The following is a 25,627-nucleotide window of genomic DNA, read 5'->3' as shown; positions in this document are numbered from 1 at the left end:
CATGCTTAAATTGCCCCCGCCGGCACGATTCGCGGTCGAGATAGAAGGCTGGCCGGGTCTGGCCCATGGGGGCCATATCGGGGCTTCATGGTTGCAGGTAAGACTGACAAACGCCCTCGGGATCCCATCGTGCTCGCACCGCCCGCAGGCGCTCCCACGTGCCGGGCGTGAACGACCGCCGGCTTCGGGACGGAGTGGCCAGTAGATCGGCCTCCGCGATGTAGTGCCCGGCCGCCAGCGGCACGACCTTGCCCGTCGCCTCGCGCAACCAGCGGATGTTGACCTGGTCATGCGCCGGGTCCTCCCAGATCGCATAACCGACGACGTAGCTCCTGCCCAGCGCCGAGAAGGCCATATCGGGCATCGCGGCTCCGCCGGGCGGCGCGGGAGTGATGTTCGCCAGCACGAGTGACTTGCCGGACGGAGCCTTGGCGACGTCGCCCGCGAGCAACGGCAGCAGCGCGCCGAGGTCCTCCATCGACCAGAGGGTGTCGGCCGCGACGCGGTGGCGCTCCGGCCAGAGCGCGTCGGCGCCCTCGAACAGGGCGTCGAAGGTGGCCGGCTGCTCCTCCGAGCGGGTCAGGGCGCGCCCGGCGAGGGGGCACGCTCGGAACGCCTCAAGGGATCTGGCCGCCTCGTCCGCGGAGTCCGCGAAGCAGGTGGCCGTGACGGCGATCGCCTTCGTCCCGTGCTCCTGCGGCGCCGTGCCGAGCGTGACGCTCAGCTCGACCGCCGGGGGGAGCGACGCCGCGACCTCGACGACCCAGGACGTCACGTCCGCCACTTCCGGGAGCGGGAAGACGTAGGCGCTGGTGGTGATCGCCGTCGGAAGACGATGCAGACTCAACCGGAACCGGGTGACGACCGCGAAGAACCCCGGCCCGGCTCCGCGTGCCGCCCAGAAGAGGTCGGCGTTCTCGTTCTCGCTGCACCGGACCACCTCGCCGGCCGCCGTCACGGCTTCGATCTCCGCGACGCTCAGGCAGGCCGGCCCCCACACTCCGGGGTTCCAGCCGAGCCCGCCGCTCAGCAGGTAGCCGCCGAGCGCGACGGAGCCGCAGTGCCCCACGGGGAAGGCCAGCCCGTGTCCGGCGAGCGCGGCGGCGAGATCGCGGCCTTTGACAGCGGGCTGCGCGCTCGCCGTGGCCGAGGCGGTGTCGACGGCGCACGCGTCGAGCCGGGAGAGGTCGATGAGCATGCCTCCGTCGCGCACCGAGGTGCCCACCCAGTTGTGGCCACCGGCCCGTACGGTGACCCGCATGCCGGCCGAGCGAGCGAACCTGACCGCCGTCCGGACGTCTTGCTCGGAGGCGGCCTGGACGATCACATCGGGGAACCGCTCCGGCTTGAGCCCGTTCCACACCGCAGCCGCCCTGAGGGCTTCGTAGCCGGCCTCGCCTCGCCTGACGAGCAGCCCCTCGAGGTCCCGGCCCAGCTCCATGTCGGACATCCTCCAGGTGAACGCGCCCTGCCGCGGCCTTTAACGGGTGATCACGGCGAAGACGGCGATGGACAGCACGTAGCACAGCACGATCACAAGCGCTCCGGCGGCGCCGGCGAGGAACGAGCGGGGCACATCGGGACGCAGCCAGGCCGCGAAGGCCCTGTTGACGAGCGGCATCAGGACCCAGGTGAGGATGGCGACGCTCAGCACGTTGCCGATGAACAGGACGAGGTAGAGGGGCAGGCCCGCGCCGGTCAGCATCCGGCTCACCGTGAGGTTCAGCGCCATCACGATCGGATAGAGGGCCAGCAGCACGCACATGGCCTGCTTCCAGTTGGGCGGAGCGCCCTCCCCGGCGGCTCCGCCGCCGAACCGGAACCAGCCGCCGAACGCCGACTTGACGGTGCGCAGGTCGAAGTCGGCGACCCAGTCGCGACCTTCGTCCAGGAGCTTTCTGCGGGTGTCGGACGCGAGCCAGTTCTCAAGGTGTTCGCGGGTGTCGAACCGGGTCATGACCACCCAGTGCGGCTGTACGCCCGGCACGGGCGCGAACGCCTCGAATCCCAGGAAGCCGGGAAACCTCTCCTCGGCCTTGTGGACCCTGTCCTGCCAGCGTGTGTAGTCGTCCTCATGGCCCGGCCGCACGTTGTGGGAGATCACCGCCGTCACCGCTTCGCTCTCCGACGTCCTTCCCGCGAGGACCTCCAGCGCCGCCGGCTCCTCCAGCAGCGGCCGGACCTCGTCGAGCAGCGCCCCGCGCGACTCCGAATTCAGCCAACCGGTCAGCCGGGCGATATCCGAGAAACGAAAAACAGACACCCAGGAAGCTTGCTCACCGGGGATCGGCGGATAAGCCTCCGCCCCCTCAAAACCAGCAAATGAGCGCATGCTCTCATTTATTTTCTGCTGCCAGCGGCGATAATCTTCCTCGCACCCTTTGCGAACCTTTGACGAAATGACCACGGTCACGCTGCGATCCGAGGCCCCACGGTTCGAATCAGGCTTCACCTGGGCAAGTATAGTCCAAGACCGCCTGGAGAAGCAGGGCGGCGATGACCTGGAAACGGCAGTCGATGACGACGAAATTTAAGACGTAATTTACCTGCCGGAGGTTATGACATGGGACCCAAGGAATTCATGGCCGAAGCCGTGCGACTCGCCACGGAGTCCGTTGTGAACGGCTGGGGAGGCCCGTTCGGCGCGGTCATCACCAAGGACGGGGAGATTCTCGCCCGCGGGCAGAACCGCGTCCTGCTCACCGGCGATCCGACCGCACACGGCGAGATCGAGGCCATCCGCAAGGCCATCCAGATCCAGAACCCGGAGGCACCCACCGTTGCGGAGGACCACCAGAACGCCTCAACGCTCGAGCTCGTGCCGCGCCCGGACGGCTCGCCCGACCTCCTGCCTGAGCGGGCCCGGATGCTCATGGGATGCTCCCTCTACTCGAGCGGGGCTCCTTGCCCGATGTGCATGAGCGCCATCTACTGGTCACGGATCGACTCGGTTCACTTCAGCTCCGACCTCGAGGCGACGAGGAAGATCGGTTTCGACGACGCCTTCCAGTACGAGGACTTCCAGCGGCCCCTCGACCAACGCAAGATCCGAATCGAGCAGATCTACCCCGAACTCGGCGCCCAGGCATACGCCGCCTGGGCAAACAAGCCGAACCACCACCCGTACTGACCCGCCGGCCACCTAGACGGGGCGGCCTCGTTCAGGAGTGAAGTTCCGTGAGTGTTGAAGTGGCACAAGAGATCGGGCTGTGGCTGTATTCCGACAAATCCAAGATCGCGCCATTCTGTCCATGCACTCGGCGCGAACGGTGAACCCGGCTGATCTTCGAGTAGGTGGCCCGGCTCGTCCAACGCGGCTGGGCTCCGGATTCGGCGGTCAACCCGGCCGGCCATGCCCCGGCACGCACCCTTCCCGGTGCCGGATCGATCAATCCGGTGCTCTGGGCGCCGAGAGATGCGCGAGCTTGTCCGGGTTCAGGATGCCGTACAACTCCGTGATGGAAGCCGCACCGGGAGCCGTGACCACCACCACGACGGCGAGCGGTGCCCCATCAGCCGTGATCAGCGCCGTGGGCGGCCCGCCGTCACGCGCCCACTGGATCTCCACGGGACGCCCGGTCGGCACGACCTGGGCCAGAAACCGGCTCACCTTGCCGCTGCCGCGCACCGGGCGCAGCGCGGAGCGGACCCGGCCCCCACCGTCCGTCCACAGCGTGACCTCGGGTGCCAGAACCTCCATCAGGTCGCCGACGCTGCCGCCGAACGCCGCCGACAGGAACCGCTCGGCGGCGGCCTGCGCGACGGCCCGCTCCGCCGGGAACCGCGGCCGGCGTGCCCGCACGTGCTCGCGAGCACGATGGACGAGCTGGCGCACCGCCGCCGGCGACCGCTCCAGAATGTGGGCCACCTCGGTGTGCTCAAACCCGAACGCCTCATGCAGCACGAACGCGGCACGCTCCAGTGGCGACAGCGACTCCAGGACCACCATCAGGCCGGCGGCGAGGGCCTGTGCACGGTTCACGTCCCCGGCCGGATCGCCGTCCCCGCTCGTCCACAGCGGTTCCGGCAGCCACGGCCCGACGTAGTCCTCCTTCGCCGCGCGCCTGCGCCGCAGCACGTCCAGCGCCAGCCGGGTGGCGACCCTGGCCAGGTAGGCGCGCGGGTTGCCGATCCGGTCATGCTCCACGCCCGACCAGCGCAACCACGTCTCCTGCACCACGTCCTCGGCGTCCGCGACGCTGCCGAGCAGGTCGTAGGCCAGCGTGAACAGCAGGTTGCGATGGACCTGGAATGCGTTCACAGCGCGGCCCCCGACACCGAGCGCAATGCCTTCTTCGCCGCCTGGACCGCGCTGTTGACCGAGATCTCACCTCGCATGCCGGGGGCGGCCACCATGTCTCCCACCAAGTACACCCCGTCGCCCCGTTCGATCGCCGGACGGTCGCGCCAGGTCAGCCCGGGCAGGTCCAGAGCCCCGCTGCGTCCCTTGGCGAACCCCGACCGCCGCCAGGTCGTGCGCTCCCGCCAGCCGGGCACCGTCAAGTCGGTGAACGCCTCCAGCCTGTCGCCGGCCTGCTTTCTGCTCTCGCCCTGCCGTACCGGCATGGCGACCTGGAACAGCGTCTCCCCTCGCGGCACCACCGTGGGGTCCTGCATCGAGTAGCTCTCGTGGAAGCCACCAGAGTCCAGGTCAAAGCAGATGAAGCGGTCGCGCGGGTCCGGGCGGACGGCCAGGTCGAGCATCGCGCAGTTGCCACTCTCCCACGTCAGCGAAGGGTCGCCCAGCAGGACGCGGGCAGACGACAGCTCCGTCGCCACGATCACGGGCCCATTCGGCAGCTCGGTGACCCTGGAGTTCAGCTCCACGCGCACCCCCATCTCCCGGGCACGGGCCTCCAACCGGCTGACAACAGCCTGCCAGCCGCCGATCACCCACCGGACCGCGGGTGGCCCCGGCGCGAACACCCGGCGCAGCTGCTCCCACACGAACGCCGCCGACAGCCGTCCTGTGTCGGCGTCGAAGGTGACCACGCTGATGGCGTTCGCGGCCCGCCGGGCGACCTCCTCCCCGTGCGTCCTGGACGCCCAGCTGAAGAAGTCCTGATCCACCGGAGCCTTCCGCCCGCGGTCCAGCATCGTCATCCGGATGAAACCCGCCGGCGGCAGCCTGCGCATCCGGCCTCCGCGCACGAACCCCAAGCGCACCGCGTCCCTGGCCTTCGGCCTGCCGAGCGGCCCGGTCAGCCCGCGCTCGGCCAGCCATTCCCAATGCGGACCGTCGGCGTAGAAGACATGCGGCCCTTCGTGGGCCACATATGGCGCCTCGCTCGCGCGCCCCCGCCCGCCGAGCGTGCCGTGCGCCTCATGCAGCGTGACCCGGGCCCCTGCTTCCGCGCACGCGATGGCCGCGACCAACCCGGCCAGCCCTCCACCGACGATCGTGATCTCGCTCGACATCTGCACTCCCCCTTTTCAGCTGCGCTGTCACCTCATAAGAGCGAACGGGAGCCGCAGGTGTGACATCGGTCGGCCATCGAGACTCCGAATGCACACCTGAGGCGGTGTGTGGTGCCCCCTGGGAAGGAGGTCAATCATGTGTGGAGTCGAAGTCGACCGCAGCGCAGGACGGTGGGGGCATGTGGCCTTGGGGGATGTTCAGTACGGGTTGGTCCCCCTTGCCCTCGGCAGGAGAGCGCGTCGAGGGAGCACAGGGGCGGCCCAGAGCTTGTCCGAGCCGGGTCGGAGCCGGGCATCCGGCGGGATACCACGAGACGGCCCGTCGAGCCCCACCCCATCGCCGCTGTACTGCGGAGCCAGAGCGCCCAGTTGACCGGCCCGGGGCCGTAGCGCTCCGCAGGTCAGCGCACCCAGGCCGCCGGGGTAGCGCTCCGCAGGTCAGCGCACCCACTGACACCAGCGCCGGGTCCGGGCCGCCGGTCCCGGCCGCCGGTGACGCCCGTCGTCAGCGCGCGTGCCCGGACGCCATGGGCATGAATTCAGGCAGGGTAAGAGCCGAATGGGCCGGTCGTCCCTCCGCGGAGGGCATGGTGCTGAGACTGCGCAGCCTGTTGTTGCGCTGCTCCAGGGCTTCAGCGGTGGTCGGGAAGAGTGTGGCACCGCCCTCACCCACCAGCCCCTGGTTCACGGTCACGAACTCACGGGTGCTGTGTTCATAGGCGGCGAAGCCCGCGGCGTGGTCCCGTTCGGCCAGGGAACCGGCCAGGGAACCGGCCAGCATATACGCGCCGACGAGCGCGAGGCTGGTGCCCTGGCCGGTTAGGAATGAGGGAGCATACGCGGCGTCGCCCACCAGCGCGACCCTGCCGCTGGACCAGCGGGGCATGCGGATCTGGCCGACCGCGTCGAAGAACAGATCATCCGCGTCGCGCATGGCGGCCAGCATGCCCGGCACCTCCCATCCCGCGTCGGCGAAGATCTCGGCGACCAGGTTCTGCTGGGCTTCCAGGTTCGGGAACGCGTCGAACGGTGGTTCCGGCTGGGCGAAGTTCAGGAAGGCGTGCACTTCGTCGTTGTCCCCCACGGCGTAAAGCGCCGCGGCCCTGCCCGGGGTGTTCCACATCATGGTCTCGTGGGAGAGCCCGAAGGTGTTGGGCATGGTGAACACGGCGAAGCAGTAGCCGAGGTACCGGTGAAACTGCTCTTCGGGGCCGAACAGCATCTCCCGGGTGCGCGAGTGCATGCCCTCCGCACCGAACACCATGTCGAACGTACGTTTGCCGCCCCCGCGGAAGGTCACGTCGACCCCGTGGCCGGACTGGTCGAGGGTGTCGATGGAGTCGTTGAACAAGAACTCCACGTCGTCGCGAACCGCGGAATACAGAGCGTCGGTCAGATCCCCGCGCCGCACCTCCAGGTCCCGCCCCGCGACACCGCCGGTGACGGAATGCGGGTGGATCGAGGCCACCTCGCCGCCGTCCCCGTCGAGGAAGGTCAACCGACGCAGGTCGATGTGCGTGTCCCGCAGTCGTGGCAGGATGCCCATCCTCCGGACGACCTCCAGTGCGGTGCCGCGCACGTCGATGGGGTAACCACCGGCACGAAGCGTGCCCGCCTTCTCCACCACCGTGACTTCGTATCCGTAGCGGTTCAGCCAGAACGCGAGGGCGGGCCCCGCGATGCTGGCCCCCGATATAAGGACCTTGCGCCGCGGCTTGGCACGGATATCCGTCATTAGATCAATGCGCGTCATTCCTTGACTCCTTTGCTCATGGTACGGACGACAAGCAGGGATAGCGCCGTGACGACGCCGGCGATGACGAAGCCGGTGATAAAGGCTGATTCGGCCGGGACATTCGACCCGGAAGGGATCCCGGCGGCGAGGAAGGCACCGCTGATCTGTGCGCCCGCCGCGAAGCCGATCACGCGGGTCACCAGGACCAGGCTGGTGGCGGTGCCGGTGTCGCCCTGATCGACAGAGGTGGCCGTCTTGACGACCACCGCCGTGATGCAGACACCACTGGCCAGGGCGATCACCACCTTGCCGACGACGAGGTGCCAGATCTCGCTGTGCAGGAACACCAGAGCGACCAACGTGGCCGTCGTGACGGCGATTCCGGCAGCGACCACGGCGGACGAGCCGAAACGCCGCGTCGCGATTCCGGCGACCGGCCCGGCGAGCGCCGCCGCGATGGCGCCCGGCAGCAGGTAAAGCCCGATGTCGGTGGCGCTGGCGCCGAAGCCGTACCCGTCGGCGGACAGCGCGAACAGCTGCGGAACGAGATACATCGACAGTGAGACACCTATGCAAACGGCGAATGTGATCACATAGGAGCTCCATATCGCAGGTTTCGCGAGCAGCCGCAGATTGACCATCGGCGAGGGTGACCGGCGTTCAACGTGGATCCATCCGGCCACGAGGACGGCCAGGAGCACGACGAGGGCGCCGAGCAGGAGCGGCCGGCTGCCGACCTCGGGCGCCATCGAGAGCCCGAGCATGAGCGTCAGCAAGATGCCGCTCAGGAGAGCCAGACCGGGCCAGTCGATCCTGGCGTCCGACTGGGACGGCGGATCGTTCGGCATCAGCCAGTGGACGAGCAGGGTCGTCAGGATGATGGCCAACGTCGGGATCGCGAACATCCAGTGCCGGGACAGCCCTTCCGCGATGGGCCCGGCTATGAGCGTTCCCAGCATGCCGCCGCCGATGAACAACCCGCTGACCACCCCGATGGCCACCTTGGACTCTCCCACTGGGAGGTAGTTGCGCACCAGGATGAACGAGAGTGGCATCGCGCCCACCATCGCGCCCTGCAGTACCTGCCCCAGCAGCAGCACCGGCAGGTTCGGTGCCAGCGCGGACACCAGACCGCCGACCGACACCACCGCCATCAGCCGGATCATGACCCATTTCCCGCCGTAGCGGTCACCGAGATTGCCCGCGATGGGCGCGACAAGAGCACCGGTGATGAGCATCGCGATGCTGAGCAGTGCCCCTTCGGCAGGCCCCAACGACAATTCGCGTTGCAACAGCGGGAGCGTCGGTGCCACCACCGACTCCAGGGCGCCGGCGGAGGTCGCCAGCATGCCGAGAGCCGCGACGGCGGCCTTCCCGATGCGGACCGGGGGAGCCTGGGTTGTGGTCATGAGCGTCCTTTCCTCGTTGCCGGACGAGTAAGGGGCCGGCAGTACGACGCGTGGCCGCCGGCCAGAAGGGAGATGCCGGTGTCGAGGGTGGAGCCGCCGAGCGGCCGGCGGCCGGCCGGGACGGCGAGGAGGGGCAGGGCGCACAGGCCGTCGATGGCGCGGTCGCGGTGGGCGGGGGTCCGGTCGCCGATCTCGGCGATGAGCTTTTGGGGGGTCGTCATCACAGGTCTCCGTCGACGATCGCCGCGAACGCGGCCAGGGTGGAGGTGTGTGCCGGGGTGTGAAGTACTCGTCGTCGACGAACAGTGTCGTCGCGCCGAAGCCGGGGGTGGTTGGGTAAGTGCGGGGCCGATGCTTAGGAACTGCTCGCCGATCCCGTAGTGGCTGCCGCCATGTGCTCGGCGGAGCGAGCGGACGCGTGGCCGAGGCCGGTCACGGCCAGCACGACGAGCGCCGCCGCCACCACCGCGAGACCTTCGTTGAGCTGGCACAGCGCCGCGCCGGTGACCGCTCCGATGGTAATGAGCGCGACGACCGCGCCTCGGCGCAGTGCCCCTTGACCGCGGGCCGCTCCCAGCCGGGAGTCCGCCGCGAGGCCGGTCAGCGTGGAGGTGACGACCACGGTGGTGACGTCCTTCACTGCCAGGTGGCGGGCCGTCGCCGCCTGCACTCCCATCGCCAGGGCGAGCGACGACGCCATCGACGCGCGGACGGCGGGGGCGCCCACCCCGGTTAGTGCCAAGCAGAGCGCCGTGGCGGCCAGGACCAGTCCGACGCCGCCCAGCAGACCGGTGCACCGGCGGCTCCAGCCCGGGGCGGCGGTGCGCAGCACCCGCCCGGCCACGGCCGCGCCGGCGAGAAAGAAGACCAGCGCCATGACCGGACCGAGCACGGGCAGCCCCGTCACGCCTGTGAGCGCCATGCCGAGGATGACCACGTTGCCGGTCATGTTGCCCGCGAACACCTGGTCCAGGCGTAGATATCCGACGGCGTCGACGACCCCCGTCGCGAAGGTGAGGGCGAGCATCAGACCCAGTGGCGTGACATGCCGTCGCACAAACCCGCCGCCTGTGCGGGTGCCGGACGCGACGGCGCTCATCGCCCTGCCGCGTTCGCCGCGGACGCTCCCCGCGGAGTGTGGCTCTGTCCCGCCGGCACAAGCGGAGACGAGCGTGCCGCGGTCGCGAACCCGGCGACAAGATCACCGTGGGCCACGAAGGCACCGGCCGTCGCCGCGTCGAACGCGTCGCCACCCTGCTCCAGTACGGCGGAAGCCGGCCAATGCGTTGACCCGCACCTGCCCCATAGCCCGGGGCGCGTCATCGGTAATGGCTCTTGACCGGCCATGTTGTCACATCCCGTTCTCATGGCACATGGTGGGCGGCGTGGTGGGCGGCGAGAACATCGCCGCCGAAGTCGGTCTCCGGGTCCCGCCACACGGTGTGGGCGTGGTTGACGCCGCGGTGGATGTTGGTCCACTCGACGAGCAGCCGCGGGCCCTGCAGGCGGTAGTAGTGCGGCTCGCCCGCCGTGGTGGAGCCGGCCCAGGCGAGGTGCACGGCGTCCAGCGCCGCCGGGTCGTCATATCGGGACAGCGGGGACACTCCGCCTGGGACGCGGCCGAGGTAGGTGCCGAGCAGGGCGCGCAGCAACTCCCGCTGCGCGGCGTCGAGCTCGGCGCCCGGCACGCCCTTGGGGGCCGGGGTGAGGGCCAGCGCCCGCTGGTCCGCACCGTAGAGGCCGGTGGCGGGGTTCTCGGCACGGTCCGGAACGTGCTGTCCGGGGCGCCAGAGTTCGCTGCGCCTCACCACGCGGTCGTCGATCCGGTCGCTGTTGCCCGCCACGATGTCGTTCGGGGCGCGCGCCAGCAGCACCGCGTGGGCGGCGAGCTCGGGGCGCAGGGAGCGGACCAGCTCGCGGGCCAGGTCCTCGGCCGTCCCCAGCGGGCGCAGCGTCGCACCGCCCAGCAGCGGCGACCCGGCCGGATCGGCGCCCAGGAAGCACGGCGTGGTGGCGGCGACGCGCCCGTCCACCACGAGATAGTTGAGCGAGACATGGTGGCCGCCGAACCTCCATCCCCACGGCTGCGGCCCGCCGGGCTCGCCGAAGACCCGCAGGTAGTACATACCGGGGTCGCGAGTGCGTTCCCGCCCCCAGTTCACCGAGAAGCCCTCGATGCGATCGAGCACGTTCTCAAGGCCGAGCACGGTGGCGACGGTGGTGTATCCGGCTTCTGACAGTCCGCTCGCGACCAGCCGCATCACCAGCCGGTGCTGAGCGGGGCGCTGCTGGTGGAAGGTGAGGCCGCCGTGATCGGTGGGGGTATAGAACCAGCGGGTGCGTTCGGACTCGGCACCGCCGTCGGCGCCCGGCGGTGGTCCGACCGCCGCTGTACGCTGGCCGGCGTCCAGGGAGTCCAGCCACGCCAGGGCCGCCTCGGCCATCCGGTGCGCGACCTCGCGTCCGGCGTCGATCATCGCTGCCCCCGCTGATTGTGAGCCGGCACAAGCACCGCGGCAGTCGCGACGGTGAAGAGCGCCCCGGCCGGTACGGCGTTGCCGTACACCCCTGCCGTATGCACCGGACGCGGGCATGTGTCGCGTACGGCAGAGCCCGGTGTCAGGGCCCGCCGGGCGTGGGCGTGTGTCGCGGCGCTCACGCTGCTGCCACTCCGAGGAACTCGCGCACCCAGCCGGCGATCGGCTCCGCGAACTCCATCGTGATCCCGTGGCGCCCACCTTCGATCGAACGCAGTTCGGCGTTCGGAATCCGCTGCTCCATCAAGGCGGCGCCGGAGTAGGGCGCCAGCAGGTCCTCCGTGCCGTGCACGATCAGGGTAGGTGCGGCGATCTCCCCGAGGTGGTCCCGGATCTCGTGCTGCCGGGCGGCATCGTGACGGCGGCCGCTCTTCTCGGGATCACGGACGGCAAGCGTCCGGGCGGCCCGGGTCTGGAGCTTGGCCTGGCCCTCGGGTGTGATGAAAAGGTCCGCGACCGCCTTCTGCCGGTCGTCGTGGGACATGTCAAACAGCTCGTCGACCGTCTTGGGACACAACGCGAAGCTCGGTGTGGTGGCGACCAGAATGAGGGATGCGACCCGCTCGGGATGCCGGAGCGCGGCGTGCTGCACGACGGTGCCGCCGAAGGAGGTGCCCAGCAGGTGCGCACGCTCGAGCCCCAGCGCGTCCAGCAAGGCGACGAGGTCATCGGCGAGGTCGCCTGGCGTGTAAGGAACCGGTGGGTTCACGGTGATCCCCGAATCGCGTTGATCATAGGAGATCGCCCGAATTCCCGCGCCGAGGTGCGCGCGGAGTGTGGCGAACTGGGTTCTGTCGCTCTCGCCGCCGTGAACGAGCACGAGCGGCACACCACTGCCACTGTCGATGTATCCGACTTCGAGATCGCCCGCCCGTATGGAACTTACGGGTTCGTGCTTTATCTGTTGTGTGGCCACTGCTGGCCCCCTTTGCCGACTCGCTACTTGGAGGCTTGTATGAATTGAGAGGAACGTATCACTTCATGTCGCGCCAAGCTAGGGGGAAGATGTCCGAATCCGACGACTGGAGGCCCGGGGCCCGAGGCGTGTGCCGAGCTATGGGGCTTCACGGCTTTCGCCGAGGGTATTGGCCCTTACGAAGAGCAGGGGATCGGCGTTCCACTGGTCTGTCCAGGCGCGGATGTCGCCCTCCGGCGCCTGGACGCTTTCGTGCATGCCGCGGCGGATGAGCCGGCCGAGCCGGCCCTCGACCTGGTTGATGCATGAGAGGTAGGTCGAGGTGAAGTGTATGCGGAAGCGGGCATGGCAGGCCGGCCGCACCTTGATCGCCGGCGTCTTGCGGGCGCCGTGGTTGCCGCAGATCAGGTGGGTGCTCAGCTCGGCCGCAACGGTATTGCCGTCGGATCCGCGCCGGCGCCCACCGGCCCTCGGGGCGATCAGCCCGCCCGCGCCCACCCACGCAACGCGCTGCGGTATGCCTCGGTCAGCCGGGTGATGACCTCCCGGCGAGACAGGTCCGTCTGCTGCAACAGGTCCTGGATCTCGCGCGGGTCGTACATCATGTTGTTAAGGAACAGGGCGTATTCGATTATCTCGTCCGGGAGGCCGATGTCGTCGAGCAGCCCCCGCACCGGCCTGCACCAGGCATCCCGCATGGCGACTATGATCTCGTTCCCGTTGTGGAGCCGCTCCAGATAACCTCGCCGGGATCGAAGCTGCACCAGCGCCGGGCCGTGCTCAGTGAGCAGGTCCACCCATTTGTCCACGACGGAATCGAACAGCGGCTGCCCTTCCGCGGTCGACGCCGCGCTGAAATCGCGGAGCTCCTCGACGACGCTGAGCACATAGGCCGCGAGCACGTCGTCCACCGTGGAGTAGTAGCGGTAGGCGGTAGCCGGGCCGATCTCCGCACGGGACGCGACGGCTTGCATGGTGAGCTGGTCGGGCGCTTCCCGGGCAAGCTCGCCGACCGCCTCGAGGAGGCGCCGGCGGTTGCGGCGGGTGTCACTGCGCAGTTTGCCCTCCGCGCGTGGGGCGCCCTGCTGATCGGTCACAGGCATCCTCCGCCCTCATCGAAGTGCAGGCGAAGGATATCCCGTCCGATTGGCTTGCAGCCGACCGCTCGGACATGTGCGCTATGAAGTATCGCTCGCCCGCCCTCGTCAGGATCTCGCATCGCCAAGGTGACCGGCGATGCGGGCCAGCCCGGTCCGCAGGTCGTCCTCGGAGGCCGCGAACGAAATCCGGACGTGCCCCTCGCCCGAGGGCCCGTACTCGGCGCCGGCCCGGACCATCACTCCCCGCTCGGCGAGCTCGCGGGCGACCCCCTCGGAGGGCAGGTCGGCGTGGTAGCGGAGAAACCCGTAGAACGCCCCCTCCGGCGGAACCAGGTGCAGGCCGGGAACGCCGGACAGTTGCGCTACCACGAGCTCACGACGCTGCCTGTACCTGTCGACCATGGCATCGACGACGCCGTCCGGCAGATCAAGGGCGGCAAGGGCGGCGTGTTGGGCCGCGGTGTTCAACGAGCCGTTATAGGTCCGGTGCGCGTGCGCCGCCGCGTCCACCACCTCGCGCGGCCCGGTCAAGTAGCCCACCCGCCAGCCGGTCATCGCGTATGTCTTGGAGAACGTCTGTACGTACACCGTCCGGTCTCGCAGTGATTCGATCTCCAGCGCCGAGGTCATCACATGACCCGGATAGACCAGCCGGTGGTATGCCTCGTCGCTGACGACCAGGACGTCAGAGCCGTCAAGGAGCTCCCCGAGCGCCTCGAGCTCCTGCTTCCGGTGCACGACACCGGTGGGGTTCGATGGGTTCGAGAAGATCATCATCGCGGCCCCGGGAAGCGCGGCGGCCAGCGCGTCGAGGTCCCAATGCATGTCCGGGGCGAGTGGGACGAAGTCCACGGTGCCCCCGGCGAAGACGACCAGGTCGGCGTACAGCGAGTAGGCGGGCTCTGGGATGACCACGCGGTCGCCGGGGCCGACCATCGCGAGCACGACGGCGGCCAGCGCGGCGGTGGCGCCTTGGGTGACCACGATGTCGTCCGCGGTCCAGGTCCTGCCGGGGTGCGCCGGCACCCTCGAGGCGAGCGCGGCGCGCAGCGCCGGCAGGCCTTTCTGGTCGGCGTAGTGGGTGTTGCCCGCGCGCAAGGCGGCCACGGCTGCCTCGACCACCGGCGGCGGTGTCGGGAAGTCCGGCTCACCCATGGCGAGGGAGACGGCGCCCGGCGGGGCCGGGGCCAGGGCCGGGCGCCGCGAGAAGCTGCGCAGGTCCCCGATCCGGAAGGCGGGCAGCATGACGGTCATCGAGCGACCGCCGTATGTCCGGGGCGCGCGGCGAGGATGCGCTGCCGGAGCGCCTCCTCCTTCTCGGCGATCACGTCGACCGCGTCCACGACCTCCTTCACGCGGTGCCGTGGGACGAGGACGACGCCGTCGGCGTCACCGACGAGCACGTCACCCGCCGCCACCACCAGGCCGCCGACTGCCACTGGGGCGCCGATGGCGCCGGGCCCGTGCTTGAAAGGTCCGGCGGGGGTGATCGCCCGCGCGTAGACGGCGAGGCCCATCTCGGACAGCACCTGGACGTCGCGGACGGCACCGTCGACCACCGCGCCGACGACCCCGGCATTCACCATGATCTCGCCGATGAGACCGCCGATCAGCGCACGGGTCGTGTCCCCGTGTCCGTTGACGACCAGGACGTCGCCTGGCCGGGCTTCGTCGAGCGCCCGGTGGACGGCCAGGTTGTCACCCGACCGCACGTCCACCGTCAGGGCGTTCCCCACCAGCGTGGCGCGCCCCGTGAGCAGCCTGATGCCGCCGTCCATGACGGTCATCCGCTGCAGCGCGTCGCCGACGTCGGCGGCGGGCACCTCCCGAAGGCGGCGAGTCTCATCCGCTGCCACGCGATCCCAGCTCGGAGCGAGGAACACGCTGTCCGTCGCCGCGACAATGAACACAATAAGGCTCCATTCTTAAATAAGATATCTTTCTCAGATGAGAGGATCGTATCCCTTGAGGCGTCCACCTACAATGACTCGAGCCGCCGGACTGCTCGCCGAGCCGGAGTGAGCAGGTGCGGAGCGAGATCCGGCCGTAGCCGCCCGGTTGTGCTCGGGGGCGACGTGCCCAGCCCCATCGATCCGCCACCCGCCGGCTGACCTCTGACGTCCGAAGGCTGCCGCACGACGGAACCGCAGTTCATCGACCCGCGTACGGCAGGCCACCCGGCGGCCTGCCACCTGCTCACCCCGGAACGCGTCCCCCGACGCGGCAGCCGAAAGGATCTAGTGTGTTCACCACCCGGCCCGAACTGGCGGGAAATTTCGGAATGGTCGCCAGCACCCACTGGCTTGCCTCCGCGACGGGCATGAGCGTGCTCGAAGGCGGCGGCAACGCGTTCGATGCGGCGGTCGCCGCCGGATTCGTCCTGCAGGTGGCCGAACCACACCTGAACGGGCCGGCCGGCGAGGTGCCGATCTTGCTCTGGGATGAATTCGCGCAGAAGGTGTCCGTCGTCTGCGGCCAGGGCGTCGCTCCCGGCTCGGCGACCATCGACCACGTCACCGGCCTCGGCGTCGAGGTCATGCCGGGCACCGGACTGCTCGCCGCCACCGTGCCCGGGGCGTTCGGCGGCTGGATGCTCATGCTGGAGCGCTGGGGCACCTGGTCGGTCGCCGCGGTGCTCGAACCCGCGATCCACTACGCCGAGCACGGCGTGCCCACTCTGGACCGCATCTCAGCCACCATCGAGACGGTCGAGCAGCTGTTCACCGACGACTGGCCGACCTCCGCGGCTACCTGGCTGCCCGGCGGGAAGGTGCCCGCCCCCGGGTCGCGGCTGACGAACCCCGTGCTCGCCGCCACCTATCGCCGCATCGTCGCCGAGGCGGTCGGCAGCACCAGGGAGGCGCAGATCGCCGCCGCCCGCGACGCCTGGTATCGCGGCTTCGTCGCTGAGGCGATCGCCGAGTTCAGCACCACGACCGCATGGCGTGACAGCTCAGGCGAGGTGCACGGCGGGCTGCTCACCGGTGACGACCTCGCCTCGTGGTCGGCGACCGTGGAGGAGCCGCTGAGGTTCGACTATCACGGCCACACCGTGTGCAAGACCGGGCCCTGGGGCCAGGGACCGGCGTTCCTTCAACAGCTGGCGCTGCTGTCCGGCTACGACCTGACCGCGATGGGCCACCTGAGCGCCGACTACATCCACACGGTGATCGAGTGCGCCAAGCTGGCCTTCGCCGACCGCGAGGCCTGGTACGGCGACGCCGCCGACGTCCCCATGAGCGACCTGCTCAGCGACGCCTACAACGCCGAGCGCCGCGGCCTCGTCGGCACGCGAGCCTCCTTCGACCTGCGCCCAGGCTCACCGGGCGGCGGCGAACCGCGACTCCCCGACTATCCGGATCCTGCGCGCCTCGCCCTCGCCTCCGGCCTGCCGGGCGCCCGCGGCGTGGGCGAACCAACGGTCGGCTCCGACGGGAGGGTGCGCGGGGACACCTGCCACATAGACGTCGTCGACCGGCACGGCAACATGGTCTCCGCCACCCCGAGCGGCGGCTGGCTGCAAAGCTCTCCGACGATCCCGTCCCTGGGCTTCTCTCTTGGCACGCGCGCCCAGATGTTCTGGCTCCAAGACGGCCTGCCCAACTCCCTGCGTCCCGGAATCCGGCCCCGCACCACCCTGTCCCCGTCGCTTGCTCTGCGCGACGGCAAACCCTGGCTGGCCTTCGGCACCCCGGGCGGCGACCAGCAGGACCAGTGGAGCGTGAACTTCTTCCTCGCCCTCGTCCACGGCGGCGGACTGAACCTGCAAGAGGCCATCGACGCCCCGATGTTCCACTCGGAACACTTTCCCAGCTCCTTTTACCCGCGCCGCTCCCGCCCCGGCGTCATGCACATCGAGAACAGGATCGCCGCCGAAGTCGTAGCGGAACTCCGCCACCGCGGCCACGAGGTGGAGCCTCGGGACCCGTGGTCCCTCGGCAGACTCAGCGCGGTCTCCCGCGACGGCGAGTTCCTCCGCGCCGCAGCCAACCCCCGCGGCGCCCAAGGCTACGCCGCCGGCCGCTGACCACCGGCTCAGCCCGCCGACGTTCGGTTATGGCGGTCCCAAGTTAAACGAAAACCCTCGGATAACGTCTGTCGTGTGAGCCGACGACATTGCTTCTGATCATGAGAGGCTGACGGATGGACAGCACAGATGATCTTGACGCCGATTTCCGAGCTCGGCTCCAGCAGCACTGGGAGGCCTCCGAACGCGGGGACGTCGACGCTGAGCACGCGATCTACGCTGAGGACGCGATCCTGGACTATCCGCAGTCGGGCGAGCGCTTCAGAGGCCGGTCAAGGATCCAGGCGCAGCGCGGCGGACACCCGGCCGAACGCCACTTCGTTATACGCCGGATCCTGGGCGGCGGCGACATTTGGGTGAGCGAGTGCTTGATCACCTATGACGGGGCGCCCACATACTCGCTAAGCGTCATGGAGATCATCGATGGTCTCGTAACGCACGAGACCCAATACTTCGCCGACCCCTTCCCCGCGCATCCCGGGCGCGCCGCGCTAGCTGAGCCGATTCCGATCCATGACCAAAAAGCCGATTGAGCTGTCAAATCGATGGACGGCCCCAGGTCGCGTCTAGGCATGGTCAGCCCCGCTCACGAACTGGCCGCGGGCAGGCGGGTGCTCGTGCGCGACCTGTCGAGCCACGCCGTCGCCTGCAATGCCTGAGGTCAAGGTGCGGAAAGAGCGGCCGGGGGTCAAGGACACCGGTCGCTGCCGCTCTCACGCGAACACCGTTCGCGACTGTTCAATTACTCTCAGTCAACGAGCGGTGAGCGCCCCGGGCGGTTCGGCAACCGGTCCTACATGCGACGATGCATAAAAGGCTAAATCCGGTGGGCGGTTTCGAGCTCATCGGCCGGCGACGGGGCCCATGGAGCAAGGCGGCCGGCGGCACCCGGTCCGCAGGCTGGTGACGGGGAGAAGGCGCCCACTGACTCGTCCGAGTGCAGCCAATGGGGAGCACCGCCATGACCAAGGACATCACGTACCGCAGGATCTACGAGGAATCCTCCCCCAAGGACGGCAAGCGGGTGCTTGTCGATCGCGTCTGGCCGCGAGGAATGCGCAAGGAGGACGCACATCTCGACGAGTGGCTGCGTGACGTCGCCCCATCCACCGAACTGCGCCGCTGGTACGGCCACGAGCCCAGCCGCTTCGCCGAGTTCCGCCGCCGCTACCTCACCGAACTGCGCGAGCCTGAACGGCGACAGGCCGTAGACCATCTGCGAGACCTCGCCGGCCACGACAAGCTGACCCTGCTGACCGCCACCCACGATGTCGAACACAGCCAGGCCGCCGTCCTCACCGAATGGCTGACCGGCGCCGGGAGATCCAAGGCTTGAATCGTGGTCTCTTCGGTGGATAGAGAGCCGGTGACCGTACGGCGAAGCCGTGATGCGGCCGGTGCCTCACCGTCCGGCCGGGTGGATGCACCGGTGGTGCACGTCGGCGGAAAAGCCGACGGTTGGCTCAGCCGTGGCGGGAGTGGGCTTCGGCGGCGGTTTTGAGTTCGGCCAGCCAGGCGTCGAGACCTGGGGCGAGGTAGGTGATGGAGGTGGCCGGGTCGGCTTCGATCTGGTCGCCGGTCCAGCTCTCCTCGGTGCGGACGACGACGCCGCCCTTGACCTTGATGAAGTTCCAGACGTGGATGCCCTCGTCGATGCGCAGTCCCTCGCCGACGGCGGGCCCGGTCCAGCGGATGCACTGGTTGTGCTTGACCTGCTGGACCGAGGAGGTGATGACCAGGGTCGTGGCGGGGGTCGTGGGTGTGGCGGGCGCAGGAGTGGTCCACCGGAACCTCGAGCCCTTCCGCAGCGGTCCCGGGTCCAGCCGGTTCATGCTGGTGACGGACGCCTGCCAGGAGGGCCACCCTTCCACGTCGGTGTGCAGGTTCCAGACGGTGCTCAGCGGCGCTTTGATGAAGATCTCGGTCCGGTGGTGGAGCTTGGCGGTGGGGTCGATGCCCTCGCCCCGGCAGGTCAGCGACTTCGCGGAATGGGCGTGACCGGAGTTCGCGCTCTGGGCGGCGGTCGCGGCATGAACCGGTGCAAGGGCGGTGGCACCGAGGAGTGCGGCGGCCAGGGGAACCGTGAGCAGAGCGGAGCGCAGCCGGGCCTGGCGACGGCTGGATCGTGCGGTGTTGGTTCGCGTCCGCGAGTACGACGGTGCGGACGGGTTGGTGTCGATCATGACTCTTCTCCTCGTTCCCTGGCCGGCCTGATTGCGTAGTTAGCTGCTCTTACTAGAGTTAGAGGCTATAACGCCTCTCCGTGGACGTCAATAGCGAAAGTAAGAAGCTATAACTAGGCTTCGAAGCTGTAACTTCGATCGGGAAGGGCTGGCTGATGACGGCCTCAGGAGGGAAGAGCCCGCAGGTGCACGCCCCTTTGGTGAGGCTGCCTCTCAAATGGGGAGGGCGGGGAGGTCCGCGGCGGAGAATTTGGAGAGTACGGGCCAAGCGCGGTCGGCCTGTATCGGGTCGATGGGCAGCACATGCTGTGCCCACCAGCGTGCCGCTTGCGGGGACGGGGAAGGCTCCGTGAGGTCTCGGGCGTAGTCGTCGAAAGGTGGGTCGTAGATATAGCCGATGATCACGCCCTGTCGCCGTAACTCCGTGATGGCGCGTTCGCGTTCTTCGACCAGCAATGGGACCCGGAACAGTGGCTGGTCGACATGGTCGCGCACGGCGGCAGCGGCTGTCGGGAGGCCGGCCAGGCGGGCCACGCCCGCCAAGCGGCGTTCCCGCTGCAGGTCCAGGGCTTTGAGTCTGCGCAGTGCGTAGTTCTCGACGAGGATGCCGGCTGTCATGCGGTAGTGGTGGTTGTCGGCCTGGATCCATGAATTTAGGGTGCCTGGCCCGGACGACGAGGAGGCTGAGGCGCTCAGTCTCGCGGCGAGGGCGGCGCGGCGCAGGGCGATGCGATGGCCTTCACGGTGCTCGATCATGTTCAGGGCACGCGCCATGTGCCATGCGTGCCTGGAGAACATGCTTCCTGCCAGCGCGTTGCGAGCCATCGCCTTGAACAGGGCGGTGAGTTCCACCGCCCTGTATCGAGCGGTGGACCACTGTTCGCGCATTTCCAGCAGGGCCGGTCGCTGGGACGGAGACGACATGGCGATCACGCCGCCGGGGGCCGCGCCGGCATGTTTGGAGAGGCTGAACACTCCGGCGGCGCCAAAGGTGCCGATGGGGGCGTCGGCGACAGTGGTCTGCAGAGCGTGCGCGGCGTCCTCGATGAGGGGGATATCGCGTTCGGCGCAGGTCTTGCCGAGGGACAGGACGTCGTCGGGCACGCCGTACAGGTTGGTGGTCAGCACTCCGTCGAAGTGCAGTTCGTCCACTCGGGTGGGATCGATGTTGCCGCTGCGGCGGCAGAGCGGTGCCATCACCGGCCGGAGCCCGGCGGCGAGCACCAGGAAGAGGATTTCATCGGCCGACAGGGGTGACATCAGCAAGCGACCGCCGGGGGGCATGAGGTGCTTCAGCACCATAAACAGACCGAGCCTGTTCGACGGTACGGCGAGGCACTCGCGTCCCAGGCGAGAGGTGAATTCCGCTTCCAGGCGTTCGAACATCGGCGTCCTCGGAATCACAGCAGCACGAGCAGGAGACTGGCTTGGTGGCTCAAGGCCGGTGATATGGCGCTTCCCGTGGCCATCCAGGCGCCACTGAGCAAGACAGGGCCACTGATGCGATTGTCCGGCGGGCTCTGTCCCATCAGGGCCAGAACCCGGCGGGAGACATGCGAGCCGGTCAGCGCCGGAGACGGCCCAGGCGCCGCCGGTGACTGAGCCAGGGCGACCCGGGCGATCGTGCGTGCCGTCAGAGTGCGGTCTCCGACCGCGACGGCGGCTTCTTCGTCGGCCCAGCGCTCGACGGCATAGCACAGCGCGCGGTGAGGATAGATCAGTGGGGGGAAGATTCTTGTGGCGATGGTGCCGATCACCAGGTAGAGGTGATGGCGGTGCTTCATGTGCGCGATCTCGTGCCGCAGCACGACTTCGAGTTCGCGCCGTGAAAGCATGCCGACCAGTCCGCTGGAAAGGATGACCCCGCCATCCCTGCCCGGCACGGCCAAGGCGAACGGGCGCACGTCGGCCACGACGCCCGTGCCGAGTGCTCTGGTTGTGCGCAGTTCCCGGCGCCACTTCGCGACTGTGCGGGCGACGGCGACGCCGATCATCAGCAGGATCGCGCACACCACTGCCGCGACAGGGCTGGGCACCTTCTCGTGGCCGATGAGAACCCGGCCCAAGACCGTGGCGTTGGTCCTTTCCAGCGGGCCGAGCGCGATCATGATGATGAAGACCAGCACGCCGAGCACTGCCAGGGCCGTGGCCCCGATCAACACGGCCAGCACCCGTGCGTGCCAGGCGGGGTGCATGCGCGGCTGCCGCCAGGCCAGCAACATGGTCGTCATGCTTAGTAGTGCGACCGGGAGGTAGATCTCCAGGCTCACGTCTCACCCCCGGGATCCTCGAGCAGTGCGCGCAAGGCGGCTTCCTCGTGCGGGCTCAGCCCATGGACGAACTGGCTCAGCACCGCCGACGGGTCGTGCGCCAGGCGCAAATGGCCGAACATGCGCTCGGCGGCCAGCCCGGACTCATCTGCGGTGAGCCGATATGTGTAGGCCCGCCCATGTTTGGTGCGTTCCACCATTTGCTTGTCCAGCAGGCGGAACAGAATCGTGTTGATAGTGGTGTATGCGGGCTCGCCGTCCAGGCGGTCACAGATCTCCTGGGGCGAAAGGAACCCGCCGGCGCCGGCGAGCACGGCCAGTACCTCGGCCTCGAGTTGTCCCAGCCTCCGTCGCGACATCGAATGGACCTCGATTCTCTGATCAGTGCCAGGTGTCATCGTTTGAATCCGAGATGCAGATGATCCTGATGCACCGTGTTGGTGAAGCTCGCACCGTATCGCCCCGCGAACGCCCAGGGTCCGCCGATCTCGTTGGCGCCGTGACTCATCGCCTGGCTCATCAGGCGCCAAGCCGGGTTGCGTTCGCCGTCCGGCCGGCGGGCGTAGGCCGAGACCCGTGTGCCGTCGATCGCCCAGATGTCCACGGCTCGTCCGCGGATGTGGTTGCTCACCGACGTGCCGCCGAACACGTTCTGCGGATGGCCGGTGGACAACACGCACACCGACAGCGTGTGTTTGCGGGAAAGCCGCAACAGCAGGCGCAACAGCCGATCGTCCACCCGGCCGGCCTGAATGTCCCAGGCAGAGGTGTCGGACAGGACGATTTTCCTGGAGGACAGGACACGGTCGGCGAGGTCTCCTGATGTCGACCGGCTCGGTGGTCGGCCTCCTGTCGAGGACAACCCGGTGACCAGCCACCTGCCTTCGCGTTTGGCAAGTCGCAGGTCCAGCACCCGGGTCCGCTGGGAGAGCCGCCGGCCGCGCAGCGTCGACACCCGTGCCACGGCCATGATCGAGGCGCGGTCCGCGGTCAGACCGCCGAGCTGAGGGTAAATCACCTGCACCGTCCCGGAACCCGTGCTGTCCAGCAAGGGGGCCGCCGTCGCGACGCCGTTGGCGGCGAGCCCGCGCCCCGCCAATCGGGACCGGCTCGCCGTCACGGATCCACCGCCCGCCGGATAGGTCAGCAGCGCTTCGAGGTATCTGACGGCGGCTCGTTTGACATCCCTCGCGGGCTCGTCGGCCTCAACGATGAACGGCGTCACCGCGGGAAGGGCCAGGGGCATGCTTGCGGAGGGAACGGAGGAAGGGGTGATGACAGGTTCGCGGGCGGGTGATGCCCCAGCGCCTGACGGCATTCCACAGCCGGCGATGCCGATCAGCAACGCCACGCAAAGGGCGGGCCCAGCCGCCGGGGAACGGGACACGAGGTCAATCTACTACATATGTAATAGTCGGTTCGTCCACTCACCCATCTTTCTACTACGCCTGTGATAGTTTGCCGAGGCGTGGAGCAAAGATCTCGTATCGCCGCCCTGGACCAGCAGGAGGCGGCCACTTCCAGCGAGAGCAAGGCAAGCGCCCCCATGAGGGGCGGCACTCCTACCCCCACCGGTTTTCTGCGCTCAGGTGCGGTCATGGCCCTGGGCACGCTTGCATCGCGGGTCACCGGTCTGGCCAGGACACTTGTCCTCGCCGCCGCCTTGGGCACGCAATTGCTGGGCGATGCCTACATCACCGCCAACACGATCCCGTTCTCGCTGTACGACCTGATGCTTGGCGGGTTGATGACGGGCGTGCTGGTCCCCCTCCTGATCAAACGGCGTCGAGGGGACGAAGACGATGGTCGTGCGACAGAACAGCGGTTGTGCACCGTCCTCCTCATCGCCCTGACGGTTCTCACCGCAGCCGCGATCGCATGCGCTCCATGGCTGATGCGGTTGTACGCCGACGGCTTCACCCCGGCTCAGGCCGATGTGTCCGTACTGCTTGCCCGCTGGCTGCTGGCTCAGGTCTTCCTCGTCGGCGTCAGCGGGTTGTGCAACGCATTGCTCAATGCCCGCGGCCGGTTCGGCGTCGCCGCTTGGGCACCGGTCTTGAACAATCTCGTGGTTGTCGCCATCGGAACGGCGTTTTTCCTCGCCGTCGGACCGGGTGCCGAGCCGGAGCAGCTCAGCGGCCAGGAGATCGCACTGCTGGGCGCCGGCACCGTGGCGGGCATGCTCATCCAGGTCGTGGTGCTGGTGGTGGCTCTGACCAGGGCCGGATTCCGCCGGCGACTGCGGCTGGACCTGGCCGGTTCAGGCTTGGGGGAGGCCGTACGCGCCGGTGGATGGATGCTCGCTTATGTCTGCTGCACCCAACTCGGGTTCGTCCTCACCGCCAACCTCGCCAACCGTGCGGGAGCCGTCAGCGCCACCGCCGCGGCCGGCACCGGAGCCGGGCTGAGCAGCTACAACTACGCCTACCAACTCTTCCAGCTGCCCTATGCGGTGATCGGGGTGTCACTGATCACGGCGCTGCTGCCCAAGATGAGCGCGCACGTGGCGGACGGCCGACTGGACGACTTGCGTACGGAGTTCCACGCCGGGGCCCGCCTGGCGGCCCTGGCCATGATCCCGGCATCCCTCGCGCTCGCGATGCTCGCCGCACCGCTGGCGCAACTCGTCTTCGCCAGAGGGGCCACGTCGGCGGCCGACGCCGCGACCATCGGGCACATCCTCGTGGTGCTGGCGCTGGGCCTGCCGCTCTTCACCCTCTTCCAGCTCATGCTCCGCGTCTTCTACGCCTTAGGCGACACCCGGACGCCCGCACTCCTGGCCGCCGCCAACCTGTGCGTGCACGCGATAGTGGCCGTGAGCGCCTCCGCGCTGCTTCCGGCCGACCGTGTCGTCGTCGGGATAGCGGCGGGGCTGATGTGCTCCTATGGATCGGGCTGCGTGATCGCGGGTGTCGTGCTGAGACGAAGAGTGTCCGGCTTCAGCATCGGTCCCATCGCCGGGTTGCTCGCCCGCCTCTACGTCGCCGCCACACCGCTGATCGGAGCCGGCGTTCTGGCCGCCTGGAGTTCTGCGGATCGTGGAGCGCTCATCGCCTTCCTCGCGATCGCGGGCGCCTGTTTGCTCGGCCTGCCTCCGGCGTACATGGCGGCGCGTGCCTTGGGCGTGCGCGAGGTCGATCCCCTTCTCTCCGGGGCGTGGCGACGCCTGCGCGGGCGCCAGTGATTTCGCGACCGCAATCTATTACACATGTAGTAGCTTGTCGCCATGTCCCTGTTTCCCCCGTCACGGGCACGGATGGCGACACTGCGCGTTATGGAGTTGCGTGATGTCCCGGCCGTCATCCGCCTGCACCAGGACCACCTCGCTCAGGGCTTCTTCGTGGAGCTGGGCGAGACTTTCCTGCGGCGCTACTATCGGACCTTTTTGACCAGCCCGGCGGCGGTCGCCCTGGTCGCAGAGGTCGGTGGACAACTGGCCGGTTTTCTGGTCGGCTGCACCGACGCCGAGGTCCACCGCCGCCACGTCGCCCATCTGGAGGGCTGGCGACTGGCCCGGGCCGGCGCCGCATCGCTGCTGCTGCACCCCGTGCTGGCCGGAAAGTTTGTCCGGACCCGAGCTCAGCGTTATGCCCAGCGCTTGCGCCACGCCACCCAGGAGACCTCCGGCCAGACGCCGGCCGAGCGAACCGGAACCCTCAGCCACCTCGCCGTAGATCAGGCGATGCGCCGCCACGGCGTCGGATCCAGGCTCGTCACCGGCTTCGTCGATATCGCCAAGGTGCACGGCGTCGGCTGCCTTCGATTGCACATGGCCCCGTCGAACGTCGACGCCCGCCGGTTCTATACCAACCTGGGCTGGAAGGAGCAGGAATCCCTGCGCGACAGCGAAGGCGGAACATGGATTCCCTTCGCCAAGGACTTATGAGCCGCCGCACCCGGAGGCTGGGCGAGAAGGATCTTTTCATCTCCTCGACATCTGGCGCGCCGGTTTGTCGGTGGGGGGATCTAGTGTCCCGGCCATGACTTCAGCGACGCGGGCGTACACGTACGCCGCGCCCTCCTGCTCCCAGC

The 25,627-nt window shown here is 68.7% G+C and carries 26 protein-coding genes; 6 read left to right on the top strand and 20 right to left on the bottom strand.

Going from position 1 to position 25,627, the window contains the following annotated elements:
* Window positions 1–85: 85 nt before the first annotated feature.
* Window positions 86–1,441, bottom strand: coding sequence for an FAD-binding oxidoreductase (locus Ssi02_RS34550; RefSeq protein WP_204031952.1), 1,356 nt, complete (start codon window positions 1,439–1,441; stop codon window positions 86–88).
* A 39-nt stretch (window positions 1,442–1,480) separates the two neighbouring features.
* Window positions 1,481–2,263: an antibiotic biosynthesis monooxygenase gene (locus Ssi02_RS34545; RefSeq protein ID WP_373870247.1), complete on the bottom strand. Its 783-nt coding sequence runs from the start codon at window positions 2,261–2,263 to the stop codon at window positions 1,481–1,483.
* A 300-nt stretch (window positions 2,264–2,563) separates the two neighbouring features.
* On the opposite strand from Ssi02_RS34545, the gene Ssi02_RS34540 reads away from it, so the two are divergent.
* Entirely contained in the window at window positions 2,564–3,130 is a 567-nt protein-coding gene (locus Ssi02_RS34540; RefSeq protein ID WP_204031950.1) for a nucleoside deaminase, read from the top strand.
* Between the two features lie 258 nt (window positions 3,131–3,388).
* Here the strand turns inward: Ssi02_RS34540 and sigJ are convergent, their stop codons facing one another.
* From sigJ to Ssi02_RS34475, 13 genes are all read right to left on the bottom strand, one after another.
* Entirely contained in the window at window positions 3,389–4,261 is an 873-nt protein-coding gene (gene sigJ, locus Ssi02_RS34535) for an RNA polymerase sigma factor SigJ (protein ID WP_239130264.1), read from the bottom strand.
* Window positions 4,258–5,418: an NAD(P)-binding protein gene (locus Ssi02_RS34530; protein WP_204031947.1), complete on the bottom strand. Its 1,161-nt coding sequence runs from the start codon at window positions 5,416–5,418 to the stop codon at window positions 4,258–4,260. The genes sigJ and Ssi02_RS34530 overlap by 4 nt, the downstream gene beginning before the upstream one ends.
* A 505-nt stretch (window positions 5,419–5,923) precedes the next feature.
* Complete coding sequence (locus tag Ssi02_RS34525) at window positions 5,924–7,171, bottom strand: FAD-dependent monooxygenase (RefSeq protein WP_204031945.1); 1,248 nt, start codon at window positions 7,169–7,171, stop codon at window positions 5,924–5,926.
* A complete protein-coding gene (locus Ssi02_RS34520) occupies window positions 7,168–8,562 on the bottom strand; it encodes an MFS transporter (RefSeq protein ID WP_204031942.1) in 1,395 nt (464 codons plus the stop codon). Before Ssi02_RS34520 ends, Ssi02_RS34525 begins: the two co-directional genes overlap by 4 nt.
* Window positions 8,559–8,783 (bottom strand): hypothetical protein, encoded by a 225-nt coding sequence (locus Ssi02_RS34515; protein WP_204031940.1) that lies wholly within the window; start codon window positions 8,781–8,783, stop codon window positions 8,559–8,561. The genes Ssi02_RS34520 and Ssi02_RS34515 overlap by 4 nt, the downstream gene beginning before the upstream one ends.
* A gap of 134 nt (window positions 8,784–8,917) precedes the next feature.
* Entirely contained in the window at window positions 8,918–9,661 is a 744-nt protein-coding gene (locus Ssi02_RS34510; RefSeq protein WP_204031938.1) for a YoaK family protein, read from the bottom strand.
* A 265-nt stretch (window positions 9,662–9,926) separates the two neighbouring features.
* Window positions 9,927–11,039, bottom strand: coding sequence for a DUF3500 domain-containing protein (locus Ssi02_RS34505; protein WP_204031935.1), 1,113 nt, complete (start codon window positions 11,037–11,039; stop codon window positions 9,927–9,929).
* On the bottom strand, window positions 11,036–11,221 hold the full coding sequence (locus tag Ssi02_RS34500) for a hypothetical protein (RefSeq protein ID WP_204031933.1): 186 nt from the start codon (window positions 11,219–11,221) through the stop codon (window positions 11,036–11,038). The genes Ssi02_RS34505 and Ssi02_RS34500 overlap by 4 nt, the downstream gene beginning before the upstream one ends.
* Window positions 11,218–11,919, bottom strand: a complete 702-nt coding sequence (locus Ssi02_RS34495; protein WP_204031930.1) for an alpha/beta fold hydrolase — start codon at window positions 11,917–11,919, stop codon at window positions 11,218–11,220. The genes Ssi02_RS34500 and Ssi02_RS34495 overlap by 4 nt, the downstream gene beginning before the upstream one ends.
* A 234-nt stretch (window positions 11,920–12,153) precedes the next feature.
* Entirely contained in the window at window positions 12,154–12,513 is a 360-nt protein-coding gene (locus Ssi02_RS34490) for a hypothetical protein (RefSeq protein ID WP_204031928.1), read from the bottom strand.
* A complete protein-coding gene (locus Ssi02_RS34485; RefSeq protein ID WP_204031925.1) occupies window positions 12,495–13,112 on the bottom strand; it encodes a TetR/AcrR family transcriptional regulator in 618 nt (205 codons plus the stop codon). The genes Ssi02_RS34490 and Ssi02_RS34485 overlap by 19 nt, the downstream gene beginning before the upstream one ends.
* Before the next feature lie 108 nt (window positions 13,113–13,220).
* Window positions 13,221–14,369 carry a pyridoxal phosphate-dependent aminotransferase gene (locus Ssi02_RS34480; RefSeq protein ID WP_204031923.1) on the bottom strand — a complete coding sequence of 383 codons (1,149 nt, stop codon included), beginning with the start codon at window positions 14,367–14,369 and terminating at the stop codon, window positions 13,221–13,223.
* Complete coding sequence (locus Ssi02_RS34475) at window positions 14,366–15,025, bottom strand: RraA family protein (RefSeq protein ID WP_204031922.1); 660 nt, start codon at window positions 15,023–15,025, stop codon at window positions 14,366–14,368. Before Ssi02_RS34475 ends, Ssi02_RS34480 begins: the two co-directional genes overlap by 4 nt.
* A 371-nt stretch (window positions 15,026–15,396) precedes the next feature.
* Here Ssi02_RS34475 and Ssi02_RS34470 point away from each other — a divergent pair, with 371 nt between their 5' ends.
* From Ssi02_RS34470 to Ssi02_RS34460, 3 genes are all read left to right on the top strand, one after another.
* Window positions 15,397–17,142 carry a gamma-glutamyltransferase family protein gene (locus Ssi02_RS34470; RefSeq protein WP_204032028.1) on the top strand — a complete coding sequence of 582 codons (1,746 nt, stop codon included), beginning with the start codon at window positions 15,397–15,399 and terminating at the stop codon, window positions 17,140–17,142.
* Between the two features lie 116 nt (window positions 17,143–17,258).
* On the top strand, window positions 17,259–17,675 hold the full coding sequence (locus tag Ssi02_RS34465) for a nuclear transport factor 2 family protein (RefSeq protein WP_204031921.1): 417 nt from the start codon (window positions 17,259–17,261) through the stop codon (window positions 17,673–17,675).
* Window positions 17,676–18,103: 428 nt separating this feature from the next.
* The gene (locus tag Ssi02_RS34460; protein ID WP_204031918.1) at window positions 18,104–18,478 is read left to right on the top strand and encodes a DUF488 domain-containing protein; all 375 of its coding nucleotides are present in this window, start codon (window positions 18,104–18,106) and stop codon (window positions 18,476–18,478) included.
* 127 nt (window positions 18,479–18,605) lie between these two features.
* Here Ssi02_RS34460 and Ssi02_RS34455 read toward each other — a convergent pair whose 3' ends face one another.
* The 5 genes from Ssi02_RS34455 to Ssi02_RS34435 all read right to left on the bottom strand — a co-directional run bounded on the left by Ssi02_RS34455 (window position 18,606) and on the right by Ssi02_RS34435 (window position 22,841).
* A complete protein-coding gene (locus Ssi02_RS34455; protein ID WP_204031916.1) occupies window positions 18,606–19,325 on the bottom strand; it encodes an SRPBCC family protein in 720 nt (239 codons plus the stop codon).
* 213 nt (window positions 19,326–19,538) lie between these two features.
* Window positions 19,539–20,711 carry a DegT/DnrJ/EryC1/StrS family aminotransferase gene (locus tag Ssi02_RS34450; protein ID WP_204031915.1) on the bottom strand — a complete coding sequence of 391 codons (1,173 nt, stop codon included), beginning with the start codon at window positions 20,709–20,711 and terminating at the stop codon, window positions 19,539–19,541.
* A gap of 14 nt (window positions 20,712–20,725) precedes the next feature.
* Window positions 20,726–21,595, bottom strand: a complete 870-nt coding sequence (locus Ssi02_RS34445; RefSeq protein WP_204031913.1) for a M56 family metallopeptidase — start codon at window positions 21,593–21,595, stop codon at window positions 20,726–20,728.
* Window positions 21,592–21,954 carry a BlaI/MecI/CopY family transcriptional regulator gene (locus Ssi02_RS34440; RefSeq protein WP_204031910.1) on the bottom strand — a complete coding sequence of 121 codons (363 nt, stop codon included), beginning with the start codon at window positions 21,952–21,954 and terminating at the stop codon, window positions 21,592–21,594. The genes Ssi02_RS34445 and Ssi02_RS34440 overlap by 4 nt, the downstream gene beginning before the upstream one ends.
* A 35-nt stretch (window positions 21,955–21,989) precedes the next feature.
* Complete coding sequence (locus Ssi02_RS34435; protein ID WP_239130263.1) at window positions 21,990–22,841, bottom strand: hypothetical protein; 852 nt, start codon at window positions 22,839–22,841, stop codon at window positions 21,990–21,992.
* A gap of 300 nt (window positions 22,842–23,141) precedes the next feature.
* Between Ssi02_RS34435 and murJ the strand changes: the two genes are divergently transcribed.
* Together murJ and Ssi02_RS34425 are read left to right on the top strand one after the other, a co-directional pair.
* A complete protein-coding gene (gene murJ, locus Ssi02_RS34430; protein WP_275410788.1) occupies window positions 23,142–24,779 on the top strand; it encodes a murein biosynthesis integral membrane protein MurJ in 1,638 nt (545 codons plus the stop codon).
* A gap of 72 nt (window positions 24,780–24,851) precedes the next feature.
* Complete coding sequence (locus Ssi02_RS34425; RefSeq protein ID WP_204031905.1) at window positions 24,852–25,481, top strand: GNAT family N-acetyltransferase; 630 nt, start codon at window positions 24,852–24,854, stop codon at window positions 25,479–25,481.
* Window positions 25,482–25,627 lie beyond the last annotated feature (146 nt).

This window comes from Sinosporangium siamense (assembly GCF_016863435.1).
GTDB lineage: Bacteria > Actinomycetota > Actinomycetes > Streptosporangiales > Streptosporangiaceae > Sinosporangium > Sinosporangium siamense.
The sequence above is the reverse complement of the archived record's forward strand: the minus strand, read 5'-3'. Positions and strand labels throughout refer to the sequence as shown.